Below are 21,730 nucleotides of genomic sequence, written 5' to 3' on the forward strand. Positions count from 1 at the left end.
CCGTTCCGGCCAAGGTAACGGAATTGGGTAAAGTGTTACCTGCATTGGGAGCGAAATTTGGCCTGCAAAGCCGCTTGACCATTGTGGGCAGCAATGCCCGCCCGCCCCGAGGCAAAATTAAAAATGCCGGAAACCCGGCATTTGACGCGAAAACAAAAAAACGGCAGGTAACACTTCACCCAATTCTGTTACCCACACGGCTCATCGCCGGCCAAACCCTTTGCGGATATGGCCAAATCGGCGATAAATCCAGCGGGTAACACAATTGTAGAAAATGTTACCTGACGTACGCTCGCAAGCCGCCTGTAAAGCTGTCCGGCTTCTTTCAAGGGGAAAGGGGCCCCGCGCAAACAAGCAAAATAAAAATACTGTAACGCCCGTATTTGCTGGCGAAAGGAAAAGACAGCAGGTAACATTTTCTACAATTTTGTTACCTGCTGCCGCCCGCCGGCCGTTTTCGTTTTGCCGTTTTACATTCACTCTATTATCAGCGGCATTTTCACCATAATACATACAAATTACGCCGTTGTCAAGTAAAAATGGCATAGCCAATACGTCAATTGCCACGTTTTCCATAAAGCCCCCTCGCCCAATGGCCATCCGGCCTCGGACGGTCCTTTCAGCGCTTGCGGTCTTGGGCAATTAAACCGACGATTTGCGCGAACGGCGTCCAGCCAATTATTTTGTTGCAAATCCCGGCAAAACGGAGTATACTTAATTTCGAAGTTTGCGAGCGGCGTATTTTTCCGTCAAGTGTAAAATTGTGCGGCGAACAAGATACTTTTTTGGTATCCTGGCTGATGTGGGCCGGGAAATTTGTGTTGATTTCATGCTTTGAATATGGGGCGCATATTTTATGTTTGCAAAATTAGGAAAGGCAAATAAAAAATTAAAAACGGAGGTGTAATTTTGTCCGACAACGGAAAACTTCAGATAATTCCCTTGGGCGGCTTGGGGGAAATTGGGAAGAACATGACGGTAATAAGATTCCAGGACAATATTCTTATTATCGACGCCGGCTTGATGTTCCCGGAAGACGATATGCTCGGCGTGGATCTGGTCATTCCCGATTTGACTTACATTTTTGAAAACAGCGATAAAATCAAAGCCGTTGTCCTCACTCACGGCCATGAGGACCATATCGGGGCTTTGCCTTATTTGCTCAAAAAGATTGACGTGCCGGTGTACGGAACGCCCCTTACGCTCGGCATATTGGAGGGCAGGCTGAAAGAAAACGGTGTTTCTTCTTCCAAATTGAAGACTATCGAGGCTGGGCACAAATTGCGATTGGGCTGCTTTAATCTTGAGTTTTTGCGGGTCAATCACAGCATCGCCGATTCCGTGGCGGTCGCCGTCCACACGCCGGCCGGCGTCATTGTCCATACCGGCGACTTTAAGATCGACCAGACGCCGGTGGACGGGCAGATAACCGATTTTACCAGGTTCGCGGAATTAGGCGACAAGGGCGTCCTAGTAATGATGTCCGACAGCACGAACGCCGAGAGGCCGGGCTATACGCAAAGCGAGAAGACCGTCGGCGTAAAGTTTGACGAAGTTTTCCGTACCGTGCAAAGCAGGATAATCATCGCTACCTTTTCTTCCAATGTGCATCGCATACAGCAGGCGGTCGACAGCGCCGCCAGATACAAGCGCAAAGTCGCGGTAATCGGGCGCAGCATGGTGAATGTCGTCAGCATAGCGATGGAACTTGGGTATCTGAAAATGCCTGAGGGCACTTTAATCGATATAGAGGATATCAATAAATATCCCGCTTCCCAGCTTGTCATAATAACCACCGGCAGCCAGGGCGAGCCGATGTCCGCCCTTACCAGGATGGCGATGGCCGATCATAAGAAGATAAGCATATTGCCAAGCGACACGGTCATAATTTCCGCGACCCCCATCCCCGGCAACGAAAAGCTTGTGTCAAGGACGGTCGATTTGCTTTTCCGGCTGGGCGCGGACGTGATTTACGACCGCTCGTCCGGCATACATGTTTCCGGGCACGCCAGCCAGGAAGAATTGAAGCTGATGCACAATCTTATAAAACCGCAATTTTTCATTCCCGTTCACGGCGAGTACCGGCATCTTATCCAGCACAAAAAAATCGCCATGGAACTTGGCATGCCCAAAGAAAATATTTTCGTGGCGGAAAACGGCTCGATAATCGAAATAAATAAAAACAAGGGCGCCATTACGGGCAAGGTTACGGCCGGCAAAGTTTTGGTGGACGGGCTTGGCGTAGGGGACGTCGGCAATATCGTGCTGCGCGACCGCCGGCAGCTGTCACAGGACGGTATATTGATTGTCGTGGTTACCATCGACAAACAGGATTGGATCGTGGTAGCGGGGCCGGACATTGTTTCGCGCGGCTTTGTTTATATCCGCGAGGCGGAAGAGCTGATGGACGAGGCGAAAGATAGGGTCCAGGTGGCGCTTGACCGTTGCAAGGAAAATTGCGTTTCCGAGTGGTCGGCGATAAAGTCGGCGGTGCGCGATGCGCTGGGACGGTTTTTGTATGAGAAAACGCGCCGTCGGCCGATGATTTTGCCGATTATCATGGAAATTTGAAAAACTGCCCGTCAGCGTCTTTTTCTTTTGCGTTTGGCTTGGCGGAAAGGATTTTTGGCCATTAAGGTAGAATATCAACAGGCAGAGGTTTCCGATAATTCAGAGGTGATCCGTTTGTCCAATCGGCAGGTAAAAGCCGAAGGAATGTTAAAAAATGAGATATACGGCGTATTGTCCATCGGCGCGGCCATACTGTGTTCTTTCAGCATAGCCGGCGTTGGCTTGGGCGTTTTGGGTGGCTTGATAGCGAAGGCGCTCGCTTACGCTTTGGGGAGAGGCGCTTTTTTGCTGCCGGCATTGCTCCTTGGCAGCGGCGTGAAACACATATTGCGGCCCGAGGGCAAGCTATGCACGCGGGAGTCTTTGGCCGTCAGCGGTTTTTTCCTTGATTTGTTGGTTATTTTCCATCATTGGGCGGCGCCCGCCGGCAGCGAGCTTATGCCGGAATATTTGCTTTCCGGCGGCGGCGCGGCCAGCGGCTTGGTTCTGTTTTTGTGCAGGAAGGCGCTAGGTTTGGCCGGCACGTGGGTTTTGCTGGTGGCCGCCGCCCTTTGCCTGGCCATACTGGCTTTTAAGCTGTCCTTGAAAAAAGTCGCCGTAAATACCGGAAAAACTGTCGGCGCGGCCGCCGCCGTGATGACGAATCCCGGCAAGCGGGCGAGGAAAGATTCTTTTTTCGATTATGAAGATGTTTTGAGCAAAGATGTTTTTTCCCAAGCGGAAGGCAAAAGCGCACGGAAGGAGCCGACCGGTACGGTTGGCGCGGAAGTAGCCGGCGAGCCGGACGATATTTATAAGGCGGAGCGCCCGGAAAGCCCGGCGCCGCTCCTTGAGGCGGATGCCGGCCGGGATGCGCCGGACGGGCGCGCCGAACGCGCCGAAATGGAAATGGGGCAAAGCGCGCCGATTTCGCAATGCCCTGCCGAAGCGGAAAACGGCGCTATGGTTTTTGCGCTGGATCTGGGCGATCCGGCGGACGCGCCGACGATCAACGCGGCCGGCGGCGGGGAAAAGGCGGCGCCGGCGGACGGGATTTTTGCTGCGGCGGATGGCGGGGAGAGCTTTTATAAATTTCCGCACCTTGGCCTTTTGCAACACACGGAAAGCGCGGGCGGGAAAAATTTCGCCGAAGAATCGGACAAGCAGGCGGCTGTTTTGGAACAGACGCTGGCCGATTTTAAAGTGGCGGCCAAAATTGTCAATATCGTTACCGGCCCTTCCGTAACCAGGTTCGAGCTGGAGCCCGCGCCCGGGGTGAAGGTAAGCAGGATTACGAGTTTGACGGATGACTTGACTTTGCGCCTTGCGGTTTCCGGGATAAGGATCGAAACTTCCGTGCCGGGCAAATCCGTGATGGGCATCGAAGTGCCCAGGGCAACCGCCGATCCAGTGCTGTTTTATGACGTTGTCGCCTCCGGCGAATTCAAAAATGCCCATTCCAGGCTGGCAATGGCTTTGGGCAAGGATATCGCCGGCAGGACGGTTGTGGCGGATATCGGGAAAATGCCGCATCTTTTGGTGGCAGGTTCGACCGGTTCGGGCAAAAGCGTTTGCATCAATACCATCATAAATAGCATTTTGTTCAAAGCGTCGCCCACAGAAGTGAAATTTATCATGATCGATCCCAAAGTGGTTGAACTAAACACTTATAACGGCATACCGCACCTTTTGACGCCGGTCGTTACCAACGCGAAAAAAGCGGCTTCGGCCCTTTGCTGGGCGGTCGAGGAAATGGAGAGGCGCTATGGGCTGTTTGCCGAAACCGGCGCGCGCCAAATTTCCGGCTATAACGATATCAGCGCGGAGAAGCTTCCCTATATTGTCGTTATAATCGATGAATTGGCCGATCTTATGATGGCGGCGCCCAGCGACGTGGAAAACGCCATCTGCCGTCTGGCCCAGAAGGCCAGGGCTGCCGGGCTGCATCTTATTTTGGCTACGCAGAGGCCGTCGGTCGATGTCATAACGGGCATAATCAAGGCCAATATACCGTCGCGCATCGCTTTTGCCGTTTCCTCGCAAATTGATTCGCGGACAATATTGGACGCCGGCGGCGCGGAGAAGCTTTTGGGCAGGGGGGACATGCTGTATTACCCGTCCGGCGCCGGCAAGCCTTTGCGTTTGCAGGGGGCTTTTATTTCCGACCGGGAAATAGAAAATATTGTCAGCTGCATAAAAGAGCAGTCTATTCCCGTGGAGTACAGCGACGATGTGACGGAATTTTCCCTGCCCAGCGATAAGGCCGCCGATTCTCCCCTTAGATATCAGGACAATATGGGCGCGCAGGATGAGCTGTTGAAAGAAGCCGTGGATTTGGTCATGCAGACAGGACAGGCGTCCGCTTCTTTGTTGCAGCGGCGTCTGCGCATCGGCTACGCAAGGGCCGGGCGGCTGGTGGACATTATGGAAGAGATGGGCATAGCCGGCCCGGCTACGGGCAACAGCAAACCGCGGGACCTGCTGATGACGCATGAGGAGGCAATAAGAGCCATAGGCGCTTGCGGCGGCGATGCGGACAAATGATGCGGCTTTAAGGTTAAAATCATAAGGCCTTCGCGGTCGGTTTATCGCCTTGCTTTCCTAAAGCCTCGCCGATGCGAGCCCGCGTTTTGCGCCGCGCCGGACGGTAAATTATCGCGCTCCTATCCGTGTTTTAATCTGAGAACAGTATAAATTGCGACAAGAAGGAGGGGCAGGGTTGCCTAAAGTTGGAGAATTACTTCGTGACGAGCGTGAACGCCAGGGGATTACGCTGCGCGATATTGAGACGGCGACGAGCATAAGGCTGCGCTATCTTCAGGCTATCGAAGGCAGCGATTATTCGGCTTTGCCCGGCAATGTCTATGCCAAAGGATTTGTGCGCAATTACGCGATAACTTTAGGCTTGGACGAGACGGAATTTGTAAATATGTATAAATTGGAATTGGACGCTTCTTCGCAAAAACAGGGAGATGCCGCCGCGATAAATGAGGCGCCATCGGCCAAGAAGGCGCGCGCGGCTAAAAAGGCGCCGCCGGACAAAGACGGGGACGGCTCGGAGTTGGAAAAGCTGTATCTTGTGCCCAAGGAACAAATACAAAGCAAAAAACCTGTTGCGGCGCAAAAAAAGAGGATTTGGCCTTTTTTGACGCTGCTGCTGCTTTTTTTCTCGCTCGCCGGCATGGTGGCTTACGTCCTTTCGACTTTTTCCGGCAGCGGCATGCCGCCCGTTGCGCGACCTGCGCCCAATAATCAGCCTGCCGCGCCGCCGCCGGCTGAGCCGCCGCGAAGGGTGCCGGTGCGCCTTTCTTATGAAGAGAGCGGCAGGATAACGATTGTGCCCGGCGACAATGTAGTTGACGCCATTACGGCGGTCGTGGAAAGCGCCGGCAACTGCTGGGCGATGGTGGTCGCCGATCGCGCCCAAGTTTACGAGGGAATTTTAAGCGGCGGACAAAAGATGAATTGGCATGCCAAAGAAGAATTATACGTCAAGTTCGGCAATGCCGGCGTGATAAAAATGTCCGTAAACGGCATGCCGGTCGCTTTGCCCGGCGCAACCGGGCCGGTGACGGAGCTGACCGTCAGCATAGCAAGGTAAGAAAGCAAGAGGCGCTGTCAGGATAAGATGTGTCGCGATTTTTTGGTTATGGACAAAGAGGATATGGAAAAAAGAGGCTGGCGGCAGTTGGACTTTCTTTTTGTAAGCGGGGATGCTTATGTTGACCATCCGGCTTTTTCTACTGCGGTAATCGGCCGGGTATTGGAAAGGGAAGGGTACAAGGTCGGCTTGATCTGCCAGCCCGACTGGCGCTTTGTCCAAGACTTTAAAAGTCTGGGCAGGCCGCGCCTGGGGGTACTAGTATCGGCGGGCAACCTTGATTCCATGCTGAACAAGTACACGGCGGCCAAAAAAAAGCGCGCCGCAGACGATTATTCGCCCGGCGGACAGCCTAACCGCCGCCCGGATCGGGCAACTATTGTTTATTGCAACAGGATAAGGCAAATCTGGAAAAACATCCCTTTGGTCGTTGGCGGCATAGAAGCCAGCCTGCGGCGGTTCACGCATTACGATCACTGGTCGGACAGCATCAGGCGTTCGATCCTGATTGATTGCAAGGCGGACCTTCTGGTTTACGGCATGGGCGAAAGGCAGGTCGCCGCTATTGCCGATTGCTTGGCGGGCGGCATGGCGCCGGATCAGATCAGGCATATCGACGGGACGGCTTTTGTGGAAAGCGACATTGCGGCGCTTGACGGCGACCATGTGCAACTGCCTTCGCACGAGGCGATTGTCAATGACAAGGCCGCTTTCGCGGAAGCTTTTCGGTTGCAGGACGGGCAGCAGGATCCCATCAGGGGGAAAATGCTGGCGCAGAAAACCGGCGGCGTTTACGTTGTGCAAAGAAAGCCGGCTTATCCGCTTAACGCCGCGGAACTTGACGCCATATACGATCTGCCTTATCGAAGGGCTTGTCATCCTTCTTACGAAATATACGGCGGCGTTCCGGCCATACAAGAAGTTTCTTGCGGCATAGTAAGCCATCGCGGCTGTTTTGGCGGCTGCGCGTTTTGCGCCATCCACGCCCATCAGGGGCGGATAGTTCAGGCAAGGAGCCACGGCTCTATTTTGCGGGAAGCGCGGGCGATTGCCAAATTGCCTTGCTTCAAAGGCTATATCAACGATTTGGGAGGGCCGACCGCCAATTTCCGGCACGCTGCCTGCAAAAAGCAAATGCAACAGGGCAGCTGCCTCAACCGGCAATGCCTTTTCCCGAGGCCATGCGCGAACCTTGACGCCGACCATAGCGATTATCTGTCGCTTTTGCGAAAATTGAGGGAAATTGACGGGGTCAGGAAGGTATTCATCCGTTCCGGTGTCCGGTACGATTATCTTTTGGCGGATAAAAACGAGGATTTTTTGCGTGAGCTTTGTCAGCATCATATCAGCGGGCAGTTGAAAATAGCGCCTGAACATGCCAGCAAAAAGGTTTTGGCGGCCATGCGCAAGCCGGGAAGGGAAAAATATCTCCAGTTTGCCGAAAAATACGAAAAGGTGAACACAGAACTCGGCAAGCGTCAATATCTCGTGCCTTATTATATGTCCGGGCATCCCGGCGCCACTTTGGAACACGCGGTGGAATTGGCCGAATTTATCAGGGATACGGGACAATTCCCCAAACAGGTGCAAGAGTTCATTCCTACGCCGGGCAGTTGCGCGACGGCCATGTACTATGCGGAGGCGGATCCATTCACCGGTCAGGAGCTTTATGTCGCAAAAGACGCCATAGACAAGGCTATGCAGAGGGCGCTTTTGCAGTACAAAAATCCGAAAAATTACTCTTTGGTTTTGCGGGCCTTGGAAAAAACGGGGCGGCTTGATTTGGCCGGGCCGGGCAAAAATTGTTTGATCGGTCCGCCGCCAAAGAAAACGAGGCAAAAACCGGCTTCGGCAAAAAAGAAAGCGCCATCGCGGCGGATAATGGATAAATGAGGTATTTTGCTCAATGCGCGTAAAAGTAGGGCTGATAAGCCTTGGCTGCCCCAAAAACCTCGCCGATTCCGAGAATATGCTGGGAATACTTGAGGAGAGCGGCTTTGGCATTACAGGCAACCCGGACGAGGCCGATGTTATAATAGTAAACACCTGCGGTTTTATTGAACAGGCCAAAGAAGAGTCGATTGAAGCGATTTTGCAGATGGCCGCCTGCAAAAAAACCGGAAAATGCCGCGCCCTTGTCGTTGCCGGCTGCTTGGGGGAACGGTACGCCGATGAGCTGTGGGCGCAAATGCCGGAAATTGACGCGATAACGCGCGCTCACGGCTGGGTAGACATAGCCGGCGTGATCGCGCGGGTTTTAAAGGGGGAAAGGGTCCTGCTCAACCCGGCGGCGGCGGTTACCGTCCGCCAGCCCAGAAAACTTACCGCGCCGGGCGTGTCGGCTTATCTTAAAATTGCCGAAGGCTGCGACAACGCTTGTTCCTATTGCGTCATCCCGCGCATACGCGGGCCTTACGCCAGCAAACGGATGGAGGCGGTACTGGCGGAAGCCCGGGATTTGGCGGCGGCCGGCGTCAAAGAGATAATTGTAGTTGCGCAGGACGTAACAAGATATGGCGAAGATTTATATGGCAAGCCGCTTTTGCCGGATCTGCTTTCGGAAATAGCGAAATTGCCGGAAATTGAATGGATACGGATATTATACGCCTATCCCCGGCATATTACCGATGATTTGCTCGACGTTATGGCTGGCGAGAAGAAGATTTGTAAATATATTGATATTCCTTTGCAGCACGCCAGCGATTCGGTACTGGCGAGAATGAACCGCAAGGACAGGAAAAGCGACATAAGGCGTATTCTGGCGAAAATGCGCGAGAAAATGCCGGAGATTGCCGTAAGGACGACTTTTATCGCCGGGTTTCCGGGCGAAACCGCCGCAGAGTACGCCGAATTAAAAGATTTTCTGCTGGAACAGAGGTTTGACAGAGTGGGAATATTTGCTTATTCGCGGGAAGAGGGAACCGCCGCCGCCGCGATGCCGCAGGTGAAGAAGAAGGTCATGGGCAGGCGCTATGATGAATTAATGTCTTTGCAGGCGGAAATATCCGAAAAAATTAATAAAGGCGCGGAAGGCAGGGAGTTGACTGTATTGGTGGAAACCGCCGGGCAAGCCGGCGGACAAAGGGTGGCTGAAGGGCGCTCTTACCGTGAGGCGCCGGAAATAGACGGGGTGGTTTATTTGGAAAAAGCCGGCGGATGCCAGCCGGGAACGTTTGTCAGGGCAAAAATAACGCAGGGATTTGCCTATGACGTTTTGGCGGAAGTTGTTCGCGGTGCCCCCGGCTAAAACACGGATAATGTTCAAGGGCCGATTGGCCGCAAGGTCGGGGGGGCTTTGACCGGGGAGGGTAGAGTCTTGGATAGAAAGGATTGTTTATGCGAGTAGAAATCGTAAGTACGGGCACGGAGCTCTTGCTGGGGGAAATAGTCAACGCTAACTTTCGATATCTGGCTGAACGCTTAAACGCGCTGGGCTTTGACGTGCTTTATGAAACCACGGTCGGCGACAATTGGGAAAGGATGAAGGAGGTCATAAGCCGCGCCGCAGAACGGGCCGACATAGTTGTAACCACCGGCGGATTAGGCCCTACGCCGGGAGATATTACCAAAGAAGTTACGGCGGAAGTGCTGCAAAAAAAACTTGTTCTCAATAAAGGGGTTGAGGATAAAATCAGGGGCATATTTGCCGCCCGACAAATGGAAATGACCGCCAACAACATTAAGCAGGCCATGGTTCCCGAAGGTTGCGAGGTCATTGACAATGAGCGGGGGACCGCGCCGGGAATTTTCGCGGCGGACGGTGCGCGTGTTATAATAAATTTGCCGGGGCCGCCGGGCGAGTTGGCTTATATGTTTGAAAACAAGGCCGCGCCTTTATTGCTGGAGAAATATGGGGCGCAGGGCGTCAACTATTCGCGTGTCCTGCGGCTGGCGGGCATGGGGGAGTCTATGGCCGCGGAAAAGCTCCATGACCTGATAACGGGCCAGAGCAACCCGACGATAGCTTTGTACGCGCGCCAGGGCGAATTGATAGTAAGGCTTACCGCTAAAGCCGCCGATACCGCTAAGGCCGATCTGCTGCTTGACGGCATGGAACGGGAGGTGCGCAAAAGGGTAGATGCTGTTTACGGCGTAAACGATGAAAGCCTGCCTGCCGTTTTGGGCAAATGGCTGAGTGAGCGCCGCCTGACAATCGCTTTGGCCGAATCTTGCACCGGCGGGCTCGCCAGCAGCATGTTGACGGACATACCGGGCAGTTCGGGGTATTTCCTGGGGTCGGTAGTCAGTTACAGCAACCAGGCGAAAACCGGCGTAATTGACGTAGACGGCGGCGCCATAGCCGCAGAAGGCGCGGTGAGCGAAATTGTGGCCAAGCAGATGGCCGAAGGCGCCGCCCGTTTGTTTGCCGCCGACGTTGGCGTGGGAATAACGGGCATAGCCGGACCTGGCGGCGCCAGCGCGGAAAAGCCGGTGGGAACCGTGTATGTGTCCGTGTTTTTTCAGGGGACTGCCGCCGCGAAGAAATTTTTGTTTGGCGGCGGCCGCTTGGAGATAAAATTAAGGACAGCAAAATCCGCTATTTTTTATGTATTGGCTGAATTAAAAAAATATAATTTTGAAAGGAAATGAATAAATAAATGTCTACAAATCAAACCGGGGTTTTTGGGGATATTACCCTTGACCGCAAAATTGTGGCGGCTTTGACCGAAATGGGTTTCGAGGAGCCCTCGCCCATACAGACGCAAACGATACCGCTGGTCCTGTCAGGGGTCGACGTGATCGGCCAGGCGCAGACCGGCACAGGGAAAACTGCGGCCTTTGGCATACCAATAATCCAAAATCTTATTGATACGCGCAAGATACAGGCTTTGATCATGACGCCTACCCGTGAGCTGGCCATCCAAGTAGCGGAAGAATTGGGGAAAATAGGGCGCTTGCGCCGAGTCAAGGTTTTGCCGGTTTACGGCGGGCAGCCGATTGAGCGGCAAATACGTGCGCTGCGCCTGGGAGTGCAGATAGTCATCGGTACGCCGGGCCGTCTGCTGGATCACATCCGGCGGGATACGATAAAAATTGACAGCATAAGGCATCTCGTGCTGGACGAAGCCGACGAGATGCTGGACATGGGTTTTATCGACGACATTGAGTCAATCATCAAAAATACGCCCGAAGACAGGCAGACCCTGCTTTTTTCCGCCACCATGCCAAAACCTATCGTGCGCCTAGCGGAAAAGTACATGCACAAGCCCCAGCTTGTTACGGTAAGCAAGGAGGAACTTACCGTTCCTTTAATTGATCAATTTTATTATGAGACCAATGACAAGCTGGACGGGCTTTGCCGGGTTCTGGACGTTGAAAACACGGTAAAAACAATTATTTTCTGCCGCACGAAAAAAGGCGTGGATGAATTGGCGGTCGCGCTTGGCAACAGGGGATACTTGGCGGAAGCGCTGCACGGCGATCTTAGCCAGAACCAGCGCGACCGGGTAATGAAAAAATTTCGCGAAGGCCGTTCGGATATCCTGATTGCCACCGACGTCGCCGCCCGCGGCTTGGACATAGACAACATAACTCATTCCATTAATTATGACATACCGCAGGACCCGGAAAGTTACGTGCACCGGATCGGCCGGACCGGGCGCGCCGGCAACAAGGGCACTGCCCTGACTTTTATCACGTCGCGCGAGTTTCGCCAGTTGAAAATAATCGAAAAGGTCATCAATACCCGCATTACGCGGAAAAACCTTCCTACGGCCGTAAATGTGCTGGAACGGCAGCGGGAGACGATCTTGTCGCGTATGTTCGCCGTCCTGGAACAGGGCAAATTGGAAAACTATAAACCCATACTCGAGGAACTGCTTGATTCGTATGCGGCCGAGGACATAGCGGCCGCCGCCCTGAAACTGATGCAGGAAGGGGCAAAGGCCCTGGTGCCGGAGGACAAGCCGTCTTTCGCCGGTACCGGCGCCCGGGGCGGGATGGTGCGCCTGTTTATGAATGTGGGGCGCCAGCAGAAAATAGCGCCGGAGGACATTGTCCGCACGATCGCGAGCGAAGCCGATATCCCGGGCAGCGTCATCGGCCTGATAAACATTTACGATAAATTCACTTTTGTCGAGATACCGGAAAACATGGCGGAAAAAGTGATAAACGTCATGCACAGGGGAAACATCAAAGGCTACAAGGTCAATGTCGAACTGGCGCGCGGACGCGATTGACCATGCCCGAAGTCGCCGGAAATGTCAAAGGCCTGAAAAACGGCATAATCGATGAATTGGGCAAACTGTATGAACAGCCGATAAGCGAAGGCAATTTTGCCGACAGGGCGTTGCTGGACAAACTGGCCGCGTTGACGGGAAAGATCAACCGGGAAATTGCCGTGTACGTAAACAGGCGGGGGAAAGTGGAAAGCGTTTCCGTGGGGGATTTTGCCACGGTAGAATTGCCGCCCGTCGATAAACGGCGCGCGGCTAACCGTTTAAGCGGCGTAACCTGCATACATACGCACCCGTCAGCCGACAGCGCGCTTAGTGAGCTCGATATTGCTTCTTTGAAAAAAAACCGTTATGACATGATGATTGCCGTTGGCGTTTGCGCTTGCGCTTTCAGCGATTTCAGTATAGGCGTGATCGCCGGCATTGGCGAGGGTGGCGAATACTTGCATGAAACATTCGGCCCTTTTGCCGCTGCGGACGTTTTCGATTTCACGCAAGCGGTAAAACAGGCGGAGAAGGCCATTTCCGGCGCCGGCGCGGACAAAAATACCGATAAGAGCGAAGAAATAGCGTACATCGCCGGCATAGACCGTCCGGACGCCGACCTGCCGGCGGATGAATCTTTGGCGGAGTTGGCGCGGCTGGTTGAGTCCGCCGGCGCTGCCGTTGCCGGGAGCGTTACGCAAAAGCGCGGCAAGGCGGATGCCGGCTGGTACCTGGGCAGCGGGCGGATAATGGAGATGGCTATGGCCTGCCAGGAGAAAGCCGCCACAATGGCAGTCTTTGACGATGAGCTTTCACCCGCCCAACAAAGGAACATAGAAGAAGCCCTGGGGATAAAAGTCATTGACCGCGCCGCGCTTATATTGGATATTTTCGCGCAAAGGGCCAATACTTACGAGGGAAAGCTGCAAGTGGAGCTTGCGCAGTTGAAATATACCCTGCCGCGGCTGGCCGGGCAGGGGCTTGTCCTTTCGCGTACCGGCGGAGGGATTGGGACAAGAGGGCCGGGGGAGACCAAGCTGGAAACTGACCGGCGGCATGTACGAAACAGGATTGCCGAAATAGAAAAAAGCCTCATAAAAGTGAAAAATGTGCGTCAATTGCATATAAAAAACCGAGTTGCGGGCGGCCAGCGGCTGGTTGCCCTTATCGGCTATACCAACGCCGGAAAGTCAACCTTGCTCAATGCCCTGACCAACGCCGGCGCATACGTGGAGGACAAACTTTTTGCCACGCTTGATACTGCTACCCGCAGGTTGTCCCTGCCCTCGGGCAGGGAGGCGCTGCTGACGGATACGGTCGGGTTTATCCGCAAACTACCGCATCAATTGGTCGCGGCTTTCCGGGCTACCTTGGAAGAGGTTGTCCAGGCCGACTTGCTCCTTCACGTGGTCGATGCCGCCAATCCTTTTTATCGGGAACAGAGCGACGCTGTTTATAAAGTGCTTGAAGAGCTTGGCGCGCACGGAAAAAAAATCATTACCGTATTCAATAAAGCGGACAAGCTGACGGACGGCAACGTGTCCGCCCGACTGGCGAGGGAAGAGGCGAGCGTTGCCGTTTCGGCCGTCAACGGGGACGGCCTGGCGGAATTGTCGTGCCTTATTGACAAAACCTTGGAAAATTTCGCCGTGGAAGCGGAGTTTCTTGTTCCCTACGACCAAAGCGCCGTAGCCGCACATTTGCATGAATGTGCGCAAGTGCTGGCGAAAAAATATACGGTGGGCGGCGTTTTGCTCAAAGTTTCCGGCGCGCCGGAAATATTGGACGCTTTTATAGAGTACAGGAGATAAAATTATTTGGATCTGGAAAAATTGGACAGGCAAATACGGGACGGCCTTTCTGAGACTTTCGCCGGGCAGGAAAAAAAGAGCATCGCAAATACCCGCAAAATATTGCGGGAGTTCAAAAAAAATCGAGTTTCCGCCCATTGTTTTCATCCGGCCGGCGGTTATGGATACTCTGATTTGGGACGCGACCTGCTTGACAATATCTACGCCGGCGTTTTCGGGGCGCAAAAAGCGATCGCGCGCGCCCAGTTTGTTTCCGGCACACACGCTTTGTCTACCGTGTTGTTCGGCGTGCTGCGCCCGGGCGACGAAATGCTGTCGGTAACCGGGGATCCCTACGACACTTTGCGCACGGTAATTGGCGCTCGCGTACCGCAAAAAGGTTCGCTTGCCGAACATGGGATAATTTATCGGCAAGTGGATTTTAAGGAAAACGGCGAGGTTGACTTTGAGCAGATAAAGCGCGCGGTCGGCGCCAAGACAAAAATAGCGCACATACAGCGCTCCTGCGGCTATTCCCTGCGCAAAACTTTGCTGGTGGAAGAAATTGGCCGTATTTGCGAGACGGTGAAAAAAGCAAAGCCTGACTGTATTTGTTTTGTGGACAATTGCTATGGCGAATTCGTGGAAGAAACGGAGCCGACCGAAGCCGGCGCCGACATAATGGCCGGTTCGCTGATAAAAAATCCAGGCGGCGGTCTTGCGCCTTCCGGCGGCTATATAGCGGGGCGGGAAGAACTGGTGGAAATGGCCGGCTACCACTATACGGCGCCCGGCCTTGGCAGCGCGATGGGGTCGGTGGGCGGCGACGCCCAAAAACTCTTGTACCAGGGACTTTTCCTTGCCCCGCATATAACTTTGCAGGCTCTTAAAACAGCCGTATACGCGGCGGCCCTTTTTTCGCGGCTGGGCTACGATGTGTCGCCGGGCGAGCGCGCGGCGCGCGGGGACATAATACAAAGAATCAGCTTGAAGACGCGCGCGGCGCTTATAGCTTTTTGCCAGGCCGTACAGGAAAATTCCCCCGTCGATTCTTACGTGTTGCCGATGCCGGGGAGGATGCCGGGCTATCAGGACGACGTGATAATGGCGGCAGGGACGTTTGTGCAGGGCGCTTCGATCGAACTTAGCGCCGACGGGCCGTTGCGCCCGCCCTATACCGTCTATTTTCAGGGCGGCCTGACTTTTGAACACGGCGTTCTGGCTCTTTTGGCCTGCGCAAAAAATATTGCTGAATCTTAATTGAATAAAGGATATTTTACTTTTTTCGAGAAATAACAACATTATTCATGTAACGGCAGGGGAAAGGGCTATGTATTTAGGATTGCCATTGACGGCTGTTATGGCGGTAATAATAATAGTATATTTTTTGATCAACAAACTTGGAATCGCGATCAAGTTCCTCCCGCTTTTGATATGCGGGGTAATGGGGCTTTTTTTGGGTCTTGTGCTGCCGAGGTTTCTTGTGCCGCAGCTGAGCATGGCGGGGACTATTTTGTTGGTTCTTTTTTCCATGTTTTTACTGTCGGTTGTTTTGGCGTGGATTTTTGGCAAGGAAGAATATTCCGGGCGGCAGGACAAATCTTGCCGCGCCGCTTATAAGCCTGATGGCGCGGACGCTGTTTTGTTGCCGGAGGAAGATAGCGCTATGCAGCCTACGGCGGCAGGGCCGGAATTGTCGGCAACGGCGGCCGTCTCTGCCTTTTTTGCGGACGCCGACGAGAAGCGGGACAAAGATGATGGCGTGGCAAATGACTGCTTTGAGCCCGCTTTGTTGAACGCGCCCAGTTTCAACGTCCTGCGGTATGCCGAACCGGCGATCGAAAAAATCGCGGCGAAAGTTTTTCCCGCCCAAGGTAAAATACGGCCTTCCGGCTTCGTCAAGAGTTTCAAGGAAGACGAAGCCGCGATTGGCGCCGTCTGTAAGTACGATCTGGCCTGCGACGGCGTGGCGGCGTCCGGCAAGGAGGCATCCGCCTATGGCGGCGGTTATGGGGATGGTTGGTTTTCGCGCGCCGGCGAAAAGATCGCAACCGTTTTGGGCGATTGGAAGTTGCCTGTGGCCGTTGGGCGTGAAATCAGCCCGGCAAGCGCAGAAGAACCGAAGCCGGCGAACGGCGGCAATCGCGGGGGAGAAAAGTTGCCCGGGCATTGTAATCTGCCGCCGCAAAGCGCTGTTATAAACAGCGGACCGTTCACGGACGAATGTTTTGCGGCTGACAACGGCGTTTGCGTATACGCCGGTTGTTTTGCCGATGTCCCTGTCCCTTCTTCCCGGGCGGCGGATGATGCAGTGGCCGTCGGCTGCCGGGAACGGTACGATATTGACGGACAGCTTGCTTTTGCCGGCTGCTCTGACGGGCAATCGGATTGTTTCGGTATCGGCGAGACGTATTTCAACCAAGATGCCGGCGCTTGGAACGATTATGCGGAAAAAACAGAGGACGCAGTTATGGGCGCTGCGCCAATTTATCCTTGTTTGGCGGCAGACGGGGATGAACAAGGGTCAATCCCGGCGGCCGACGAGACCTGCGGCAGGGCAAGCGCCGAAGAAATTTTTGCGCAAGGCGGGCAGGAATCTTCGCCCGCCGCTGAAACACATCGGGTTTCACTTGCCGGCGAAGCGCGCCGTTTGGCGCCGGAGAAAGAACCCGGCTCTGCTTTGGCTGAAAAGGCTTTCGCGGGCGGGGCGGGACAAGAAGGCGCATTGATTTACGAACCGCGCTGCGCATATGCGCAAAAACATTGCGAGGAAGATGAATTGCCTTACAGGCGGCAGGAGGATGAAAAAATAAAAGTGGTGGAAAAAAAGGCGCAATGGCCATTGCCGGCTGAACAAATACCCAAGTCCGATTCCTTTGACGACCTTTTGGATTTTGCCTTTACGCAGAAAGAACAGGGCAATTGGGCAAAAGCTTTACATTCTTTGCAGATGGCCTATGCTATGTATCCCATGAATGATTTCGCTTTGCTCATAATAGTGGAAACGGCGAACATATACAAGCAAATGGGCAATTATGACATGGCTATTGCCGAATTGCAAAAAGGCATCGAAAAAACGACCGTTGCCAACATGCGGCATGACTTCATTCTTAATATAGGTTATTTGCGCATAATCAAAAATATTTTAAAAACTCACAACATTGCCTTATTGCCTTATAATCAAATACCTGATAAAGTAAAAGAGGACATTGAAAAGGAGTATCTTGACTGGAAAAATTCATCGCAGCAATAGCGGCCGGTATTTTATTGACAATAATATATCAATTATGCGGGAGGGAATTTTTAAATGAAAGAATCTGCTAAAATAATCGGCTTGCCGATTGTCAGCCTGGTAGACGGCAAAGAAGTCGGCACTGTAAAATCGTTGTTGATTGACGCCGCGGAAGCTGCCATTGCCGCGATTGCCGTTGAGGACGGCACATCCTACAAAGGCGCGAAACTGGTCCGTTTCGGCGATATTTTGGGTATTGGCGAAAGGGCTTTGACCATTGAGGATAAAAGCATCGTTAATGAATGGTCAAAAGTTCCCGAACTGGAAAAGTTTTTGGAAGCGAACGTCAATGTCATCAATACAGAAGTGTTGAGCAAAAAAGGCCATATAAAAGGTAAGATCGTCGAGGTATATTTTGATCTGGAAACAGGTAAAATCGTCGAATGTCACGCTAAAACCGCAAAAGGCAATGATTTTACCATAACCGCAGATCGGATTTATACGCTCGCCGCCAAAAGAACCATCATTGCGGAAGAAGATGAGGACATTGGCAGCAAGCCCGTATCCGCGCCGGTCCCTGCGGCGAAACCGGCCGCCGCATTGTCCGCTTTTGGCGTCCCTGACGCTCCGCCCGATGTCTCGCCGGCAACGCCGCCGGCCGCTGCTGACGAGGAAAACTCCGGCGATGCCGCTGTTAAAGATGCCACAAAGAAATTTGAAGATCGCCAAAGGACGTTTATGATCGGCAAAAAGGCCAATCGGAAAATTGTAACAGATAACGGCGTTGAAATAATTAACCCGGGCGAAGAAGTTACCGACGAAGTCATTCAAAGGGCAAAAGCCGCCGGTAAATTCGTGGAGCTTTCGATGAGTTTGCAATAATAAAGCGGTTTTTGCTTTTCAATATGGATAACCTCTGATAACTGTTCGCGGCACTATGCCGGATATTTTCCCCTTGGGAAAGCGGCCGGTTTTTTGCCTGTCAGGGCAAATTTGCCGCTCGCCCTCCATTGGCCGCGTTGCCGGAAGGCGCGGGCGGCATTGGTTTCTATGTCTTTGCCGTGCGAAAAATCTCCTGCCGCGTTATTCGCCGGCAATTATTAGAGGTTGCCGAGGATGAGAAAATTGCCGAAGCTTGCGAAAATAAACCTCAAATTTTTCGCCATAATATTTTTGTCTTTGTTTTTGGTAGCCGTTACAGGCATAGTTGCTTTAAACAGCAGCTATGCCTTGAGTAATTCTATATGCGGCGGCGTAAGGGCGGCCGGCGTCGAGTTGGGCGGCCTTGCGCCGCCGGAAGCGGAAACGGCCGTTGCCGCAAAAATCAAAAAAATGTATTCGCAGCCCGTCCTCACGCTTAGATATGACGAACAAGCCTGGCCGATTATGGCGCCGGACATTGATTGCCGGGTCGATGTCAAAGGCATTGTCGGCAAAGCCTACTTGGCCGGGCGGGAAGGAACCGTCATGGAAAGGTTGCGGCAGCGTTTTTACATCTACAACAACGGCAAAGACATAGCTTTTGAATTTTTATATGACCGGGGGAAATTAAAAAAGATAATTTCCGACATTGTCAGGGCTTGCAACAAGAAGCCCCAAGACGCCGCAGTAAAGATTGTTGACGGCAAGCAGGAAATCACTCCGGAAATAAAAGGCGTTGCGATAAACGAAGCGGAGGTTTTTGCCCTGGCGGCCAAAGCTGTTTCCGAAAAAAAGCCTTTTGTTTCCTTGCCCGCCGTTGTTACGCAACCGAACGTTACGCAAGATGACCTCGCCAATATTCGCGATGTTTTGGCTTCATATACTACCTATTTTGAACCGTCGGCCGCCGACCGCACGCATAATGTCCGTCTGGCGACCAGCTACCTTGACGGCGCGTTGGTGCGCCCGGGCGACATATATTCTTTCAATAAGGGGATAGGGCCGCGTACCCTTGAGCGGGGCTACCGTGACGCGCCTGTGTATATCGGCGAAGATATTGTGCCGGGGGTCGGCGGCGGAATATGCCAGGTAAGCAGCACTTTATATAATGCGATATTATTGGCCGATCTGGAACTGACCGAGCGCGAGAACCATTACCGTCCGGTGCCTTATGCGCCCTTGGGACGGGACGCTACCATTGCCGGCGATATAATTGACCTCAAGTTCAAAAACACCTCGCCCGGCAATATTTACATTCGCGGCATTGTGGCGGATAATAACATGACGATAGAAATATTGGGGGAAAAAGCCGCCGTGGTCCCTTCAATTAAAATAGTTACGGACAACATTCGGGTAATCAAATACAAGACGATTGTCCGGAAAAACACCAAAATGGACCCTGACGAAGTCAGGGTGGAAAGAACAGGGGCAAATGGTTACCATGTAACGACATACCGGCTGAAGTACCGGGACAATAAAATGATTGCCCGCGAGAAACTTTATGACGATTATTACCCGGTTGTAGATGAAATTGTGCAGGTAGGCGACAAAGGGACGGACAACGATTTAATTGCCGCCAGGCCCAATCTGTGAGGGTTTTGTGGCGGCTATGCGATTGTTTCAAGTGAAAAACGGACTTGCCGGCAAAACAATACTGTTCATATGATTAAAACGCCCCTTAAGATTTACGGGATGATTTGCCGCCCTTAGCGGCGCAAAACGCAGGACAACCTCTATGTTCGGCGAGGCTTTAGCGCAAATCGGGGCGATAAATCGGCCGCAAGGAAAGACAGCATGATTTTAATCTGAGAACAGCTATGACTGCTTGAACCTTTTTCAGCCGGGAGCAAGCAGTCATATTTTTTTTTGCAAAACGACAAGATTGGTTTTTTGCCAGTTTGTTTTATGATAAAAGGCTAGGGCGTCCGCGTTGCCCTTGTCTGCCGCCAAGTCAAGCCTTCTGGCGCCGGCGGCCTTCGCCCAATCGCCGGCGGCGGCCAGCAGCTTGCGCCCCCATTGTTTGCCCCGATGCCCGGGCGCGACCGCGACATCTTCAACGAGCGCCTTGTAACCGCCTTCCGCAGTTGAAATTATGAGTTGGGCGGTACACATTCCGACCGGCAAATTGCTGTGCCTGAGTACGAAAACGCGGGAGTTGCTGTCCGCAAGGAGCATTTTCAGCCCTGCGGTTTGTTTTTGCCTGTCGGCGCGAAAATCCTTTTCCAAAGAAAAAACAAGGGCGACCAAGTCCGCCAGCGCTTCTATATCGTCAGGTGCGGCCGCGTTTATGCTGTATCCGTCTTTTGGCATATTGGCAATCAGATTTTAAAGTTGCGGACGAAATTTTTGTAAACTTCTATCGCGTCGAAATACTTTTCCAGTTCTATGTGTTCGTCAGGCTGATGCGCCTGTTTGTCGTCGCCCGGCCCGTAGATGGCCAAGGGAAGGACTTTGTCGCCGAGCAGGGTGGACGCGTCGGTATAATAATTCACGCCGCGTTTAAGCAATGGTTTGCCGGCGGCCGCCTCCAGCGCCTGAATGATATGGTGCCCTTTGGCGCCTTCCACCGGCAGGGCATTGGTCAAAAACTCATACTGCGCACAGAAACCGTCGTCGCCTTCCGCCGCTTTTGACAAGGCGGCATCAATGAAATCCCGGATATCTTTTTCCGTTTGCCCGGGAATTATCCTTATGTCAATTGTACACACGCAGGAATCGGGCACAACATTTATCGCCACGCCGCCCTGAATGGTGTTGACGCTGAGTGTCGGGACGCCCAGCAGCGGATTGGGCTGGCAGGCGAAAGTTTGCGCGTTCAGCATGTTAATGAATTTGGCCATGCCGCTGACGGCGTTAACGCCCAAATGCGGCATGGAGCCGTGGGCCGTTTTCCCGCGCGTGGTAACTTTCAGCCACATGGCGCCTTTATGGGCGAGTAAAATATCGCCGTTGCTCGGTTCTCCCACCAATATGGCGCCGATGTCGGACATGCCGCCGCTTTTGACAAAAGCTGCCGCTCCCCGGCGTGAAACCTCTTCGTCGGCCGTTCCCAGAAAAACAACGTCCTGTTTGGGGGGCAAGCCTTCCCGTCGCAAAAGTATCAGGGCGTACAGCATGGCGGCCACGGAACTTTTCATATCGGCAATGCCCCGCCCGTACACCAAGCCGTTTTCGCTTTCGCAGGCAAACGGGTCATGCTGCCATTTAACTTCGCCAACTGGAACCGTATCAAGGTGCCCGGTCAGCAAGAGGGCAGGGGAGGCCGTTTCGCCCTTGATGCGCAGTACCAAATTGGCGCGCCCGGGGGCGAATTCATCGACCGCCGCGTCTATTTTGTTTTCCGCCAAGAAAATTTGCAGTTGTTTAGCCAAGGCAACTTCGTTGCCCGGGGGATTAACCGTATTGCATTTTACTGTTTGCCTAAGCAGACCAAAAGCCTCGTTTTCATCAAATTTATAATTGCCCATGCCGGTCA

Annotated in this window: 15 protein-coding genes; 12 read left to right on the forward strand and 3 right to left on the reverse strand. The window is 53.2% G+C overall.

Annotated elements, in window-relative coordinates:
* Positions 1-201: 201 nt before the first annotated feature.
* Positions 202-576: a hypothetical protein gene (locus LBO03_08930; protein ID MDR3349696.1), complete on the reverse strand. Its 375-nt coding sequence runs from the start codon at positions 574-576 to the stop codon at positions 202-204.
* Between the two features lie 333 nt (positions 577-909).
* Here LBO03_08930 and LBO03_08935 point away from each other — a divergent pair, with 333 nt between their 5' ends.
* The 12 genes from LBO03_08935 to LBO03_08990 all read left to right on the forward strand — a co-directional run bounded on the left by LBO03_08935 (position 910) and on the right by LBO03_08990 (position 19,848).
* Complete coding sequence (locus tag LBO03_08935; protein MDR3349697.1) at positions 910-2,571, forward strand: ribonuclease J; 1,662 nt, start codon at positions 910-912, stop codon at positions 2,569-2,571.
* 54 nt (positions 2,572-2,625) lie between these two features.
* Positions 2,626-5,094 carry a DNA translocase FtsK gene (locus LBO03_08940; protein ID MDR3349698.1) on the forward strand — a complete coding sequence of 823 codons (2,469 nt, stop codon included), beginning with the start codon at positions 2,626-2,628 and terminating at the stop codon, positions 5,092-5,094.
* A gap of 175 nt (positions 5,095-5,269) precedes the next feature.
* On the forward strand, positions 5,270-6,151 hold the full coding sequence (locus tag LBO03_08945; protein MDR3349699.1) for a helix-turn-helix domain-containing protein: 882 nt from the start codon (positions 5,270-5,272) through the stop codon (positions 6,149-6,151).
* Positions 6,152-6,199: 48 nt separating this feature from the next.
* On the forward strand, positions 6,200-8,044 hold the full coding sequence (locus LBO03_08950; GenBank protein ID MDR3349700.1) for a YgiQ family radical SAM protein: 1,845 nt from the start codon (positions 6,200-6,202) through the stop codon (positions 8,042-8,044).
* Between the two features lie 13 nt (positions 8,045-8,057).
* Positions 8,058-9,398: a 30S ribosomal protein S12 methylthiotransferase RimO gene (gene rimO / locus LBO03_08955; GenBank protein ID MDR3349701.1), complete on the forward strand. Its 1,341-nt coding sequence runs from the start codon at positions 8,058-8,060 to the stop codon at positions 9,396-9,398.
* An 89-nt stretch (positions 9,399-9,487) separates the two neighbouring features.
* Entirely contained in the window at positions 9,488-10,741 is a 1,254-nt protein-coding gene (locus LBO03_08960; protein ID MDR3349702.1) for a competence/damage-inducible protein A, read from the forward strand.
* Positions 10,742-10,749: 8 nt separating this feature from the next.
* On the forward strand, positions 10,750-12,330 hold the full coding sequence (locus LBO03_08965; protein MDR3349703.1) for a DEAD/DEAH box helicase: 1,581 nt from the start codon (positions 10,750-10,752) through the stop codon (positions 12,328-12,330).
* Between the two features lie 2 nt (positions 12,331-12,332).
* Positions 12,333-14,123 (forward strand): GTPase HflX, encoded by a 1,791-nt coding sequence (gene hflX / locus LBO03_08970; GenBank protein ID MDR3349704.1) that lies wholly within the window; start codon positions 12,333-12,335, stop codon positions 14,121-14,123.
* A gap of 6 nt (positions 14,124-14,129) precedes the next feature.
* The gene (locus LBO03_08975; GenBank protein ID MDR3349705.1) at positions 14,130-15,362 is read left to right on the forward strand and encodes a methionine gamma-lyase family protein; all 1,233 of its coding nucleotides are present in this window, start codon (positions 14,130-14,132) and stop codon (positions 15,360-15,362) included.
* 70 nt (positions 15,363-15,432) lie between these two features.
* Positions 15,433-17,355 (forward strand): hypothetical protein, encoded by a 1,923-nt coding sequence (locus LBO03_08980; GenBank protein MDR3349706.1) that lies wholly within the window; start codon positions 15,433-15,435, stop codon positions 17,353-17,355.
* 54 nt (positions 17,356-17,409) lie between these two features.
* Positions 17,410-18,216: a PRC-barrel domain-containing protein gene (locus LBO03_08985; GenBank protein ID MDR3349707.1), complete on the forward strand. Its 807-nt coding sequence runs from the start codon at positions 17,410-17,412 to the stop codon at positions 18,214-18,216.
* A gap of 234 nt (positions 18,217-18,450) precedes the next feature.
* A complete protein-coding gene (locus LBO03_08990) occupies positions 18,451-19,848 on the forward strand; it encodes a VanW family protein (GenBank protein ID MDR3349708.1) in 1,398 nt (465 codons plus the stop codon).
* A gap of 261 nt (positions 19,849-20,109) precedes the next feature.
* Here the strand turns inward: LBO03_08990 and LBO03_08995 are convergent, their stop codons facing one another.
* Both LBO03_08995 and LBO03_09000 read right to left on the reverse strand, forming a co-directional pair.
* Complete coding sequence (locus LBO03_08995) at positions 20,110-20,565, reverse strand: GNAT family N-acetyltransferase (protein ID MDR3349709.1); 456 nt, start codon at positions 20,563-20,565, stop codon at positions 20,110-20,112.
* A gap of 8 nt (positions 20,566-20,573) precedes the next feature.
* Positions 20,574-21,722, reverse strand: coding sequence for a M20 family metallopeptidase (locus LBO03_09000; protein MDR3349710.1), 1,149 nt, complete (start codon positions 21,720-21,722; stop codon positions 20,574-20,576).
* Between the last annotated feature and the right edge of the window lie 8 nt (positions 21,723-21,730).

This window comes from Acidaminococcales bacterium (genome assembly GCA_031290885.1).
Classification (GTDB): Bacteria; Bacillota; Negativicutes; order Acidaminococcales; family JAISLQ01; genus JAISLQ01.

What these genes read in the sequence shown, in the direction of transcription:
- LBO03_08930 (MDR3349696.1), bottom strand. Translation starts at nt 576, where the DNA reads ATGGAAAACGTGGCAATTGACGTATTGGCTATGCCATTTTTACTTGAC.
- LBO03_08950 (MDR3349700.1), top strand. Translation starts at nt 6,200, where the DNA reads ATGGACAAAGAGGATATGGAAAAAAGAGGCTGGCGGCAGTTGGACTTT.
- rimO (MDR3349701.1), top strand. Translation starts at nt 8,058, where the DNA reads ATGCGCGTAAAAGTAGGGCTGATAAGCCTTGGCTGCCCCAAAAACCTC.
- LBO03_08960 (MDR3349702.1), top strand. Translation starts at nt 9,488, where the DNA reads ATGCGAGTAGAAATCGTAAGTACGGGCACGGAGCTCTTGCTGGGGGAA.
- LBO03_08965 (MDR3349703.1), top strand. Translation starts at nt 10,750, where the DNA reads ATGTCTACAAATCAAACCGGGGTTTTTGGGGATATTACCCTTGACCGC.
- hflX (MDR3349704.1), top strand. Translation starts at nt 12,333, where the DNA reads ATGCCCGAAGTCGCCGGAAATGTCAAAGGCCTGAAAAACGGCATAATC.
- LBO03_08980 (MDR3349706.1), top strand. Translation starts at nt 15,433, where the DNA reads ATGTATTTAGGATTGCCATTGACGGCTGTTATGGCGGTAATAATAATA.
- LBO03_08985 (MDR3349707.1), top strand. Translation starts at nt 17,410, where the DNA reads ATGAAAGAATCTGCTAAAATAATCGGCTTGCCGATTGTCAGCCTGGTA.
- LBO03_08990 (MDR3349708.1), top strand. Translation starts at nt 18,451, where the DNA reads ATGAGAAAATTGCCGAAGCTTGCGAAAATAAACCTCAAATTTTTCGCC.
- LBO03_08995 (MDR3349709.1), bottom strand. Translation starts at nt 20,565, where the DNA reads ATGCCAAAAGACGGATACAGCATAAACGCGGCCGCACCTGACGATATA.
- LBO03_09000 (MDR3349710.1), bottom strand. Translation starts at nt 21,722, where the DNA reads ATGGGCAATTATAAATTTGATGAAAACGAGGCTTTTGGTCTGCTTAGG.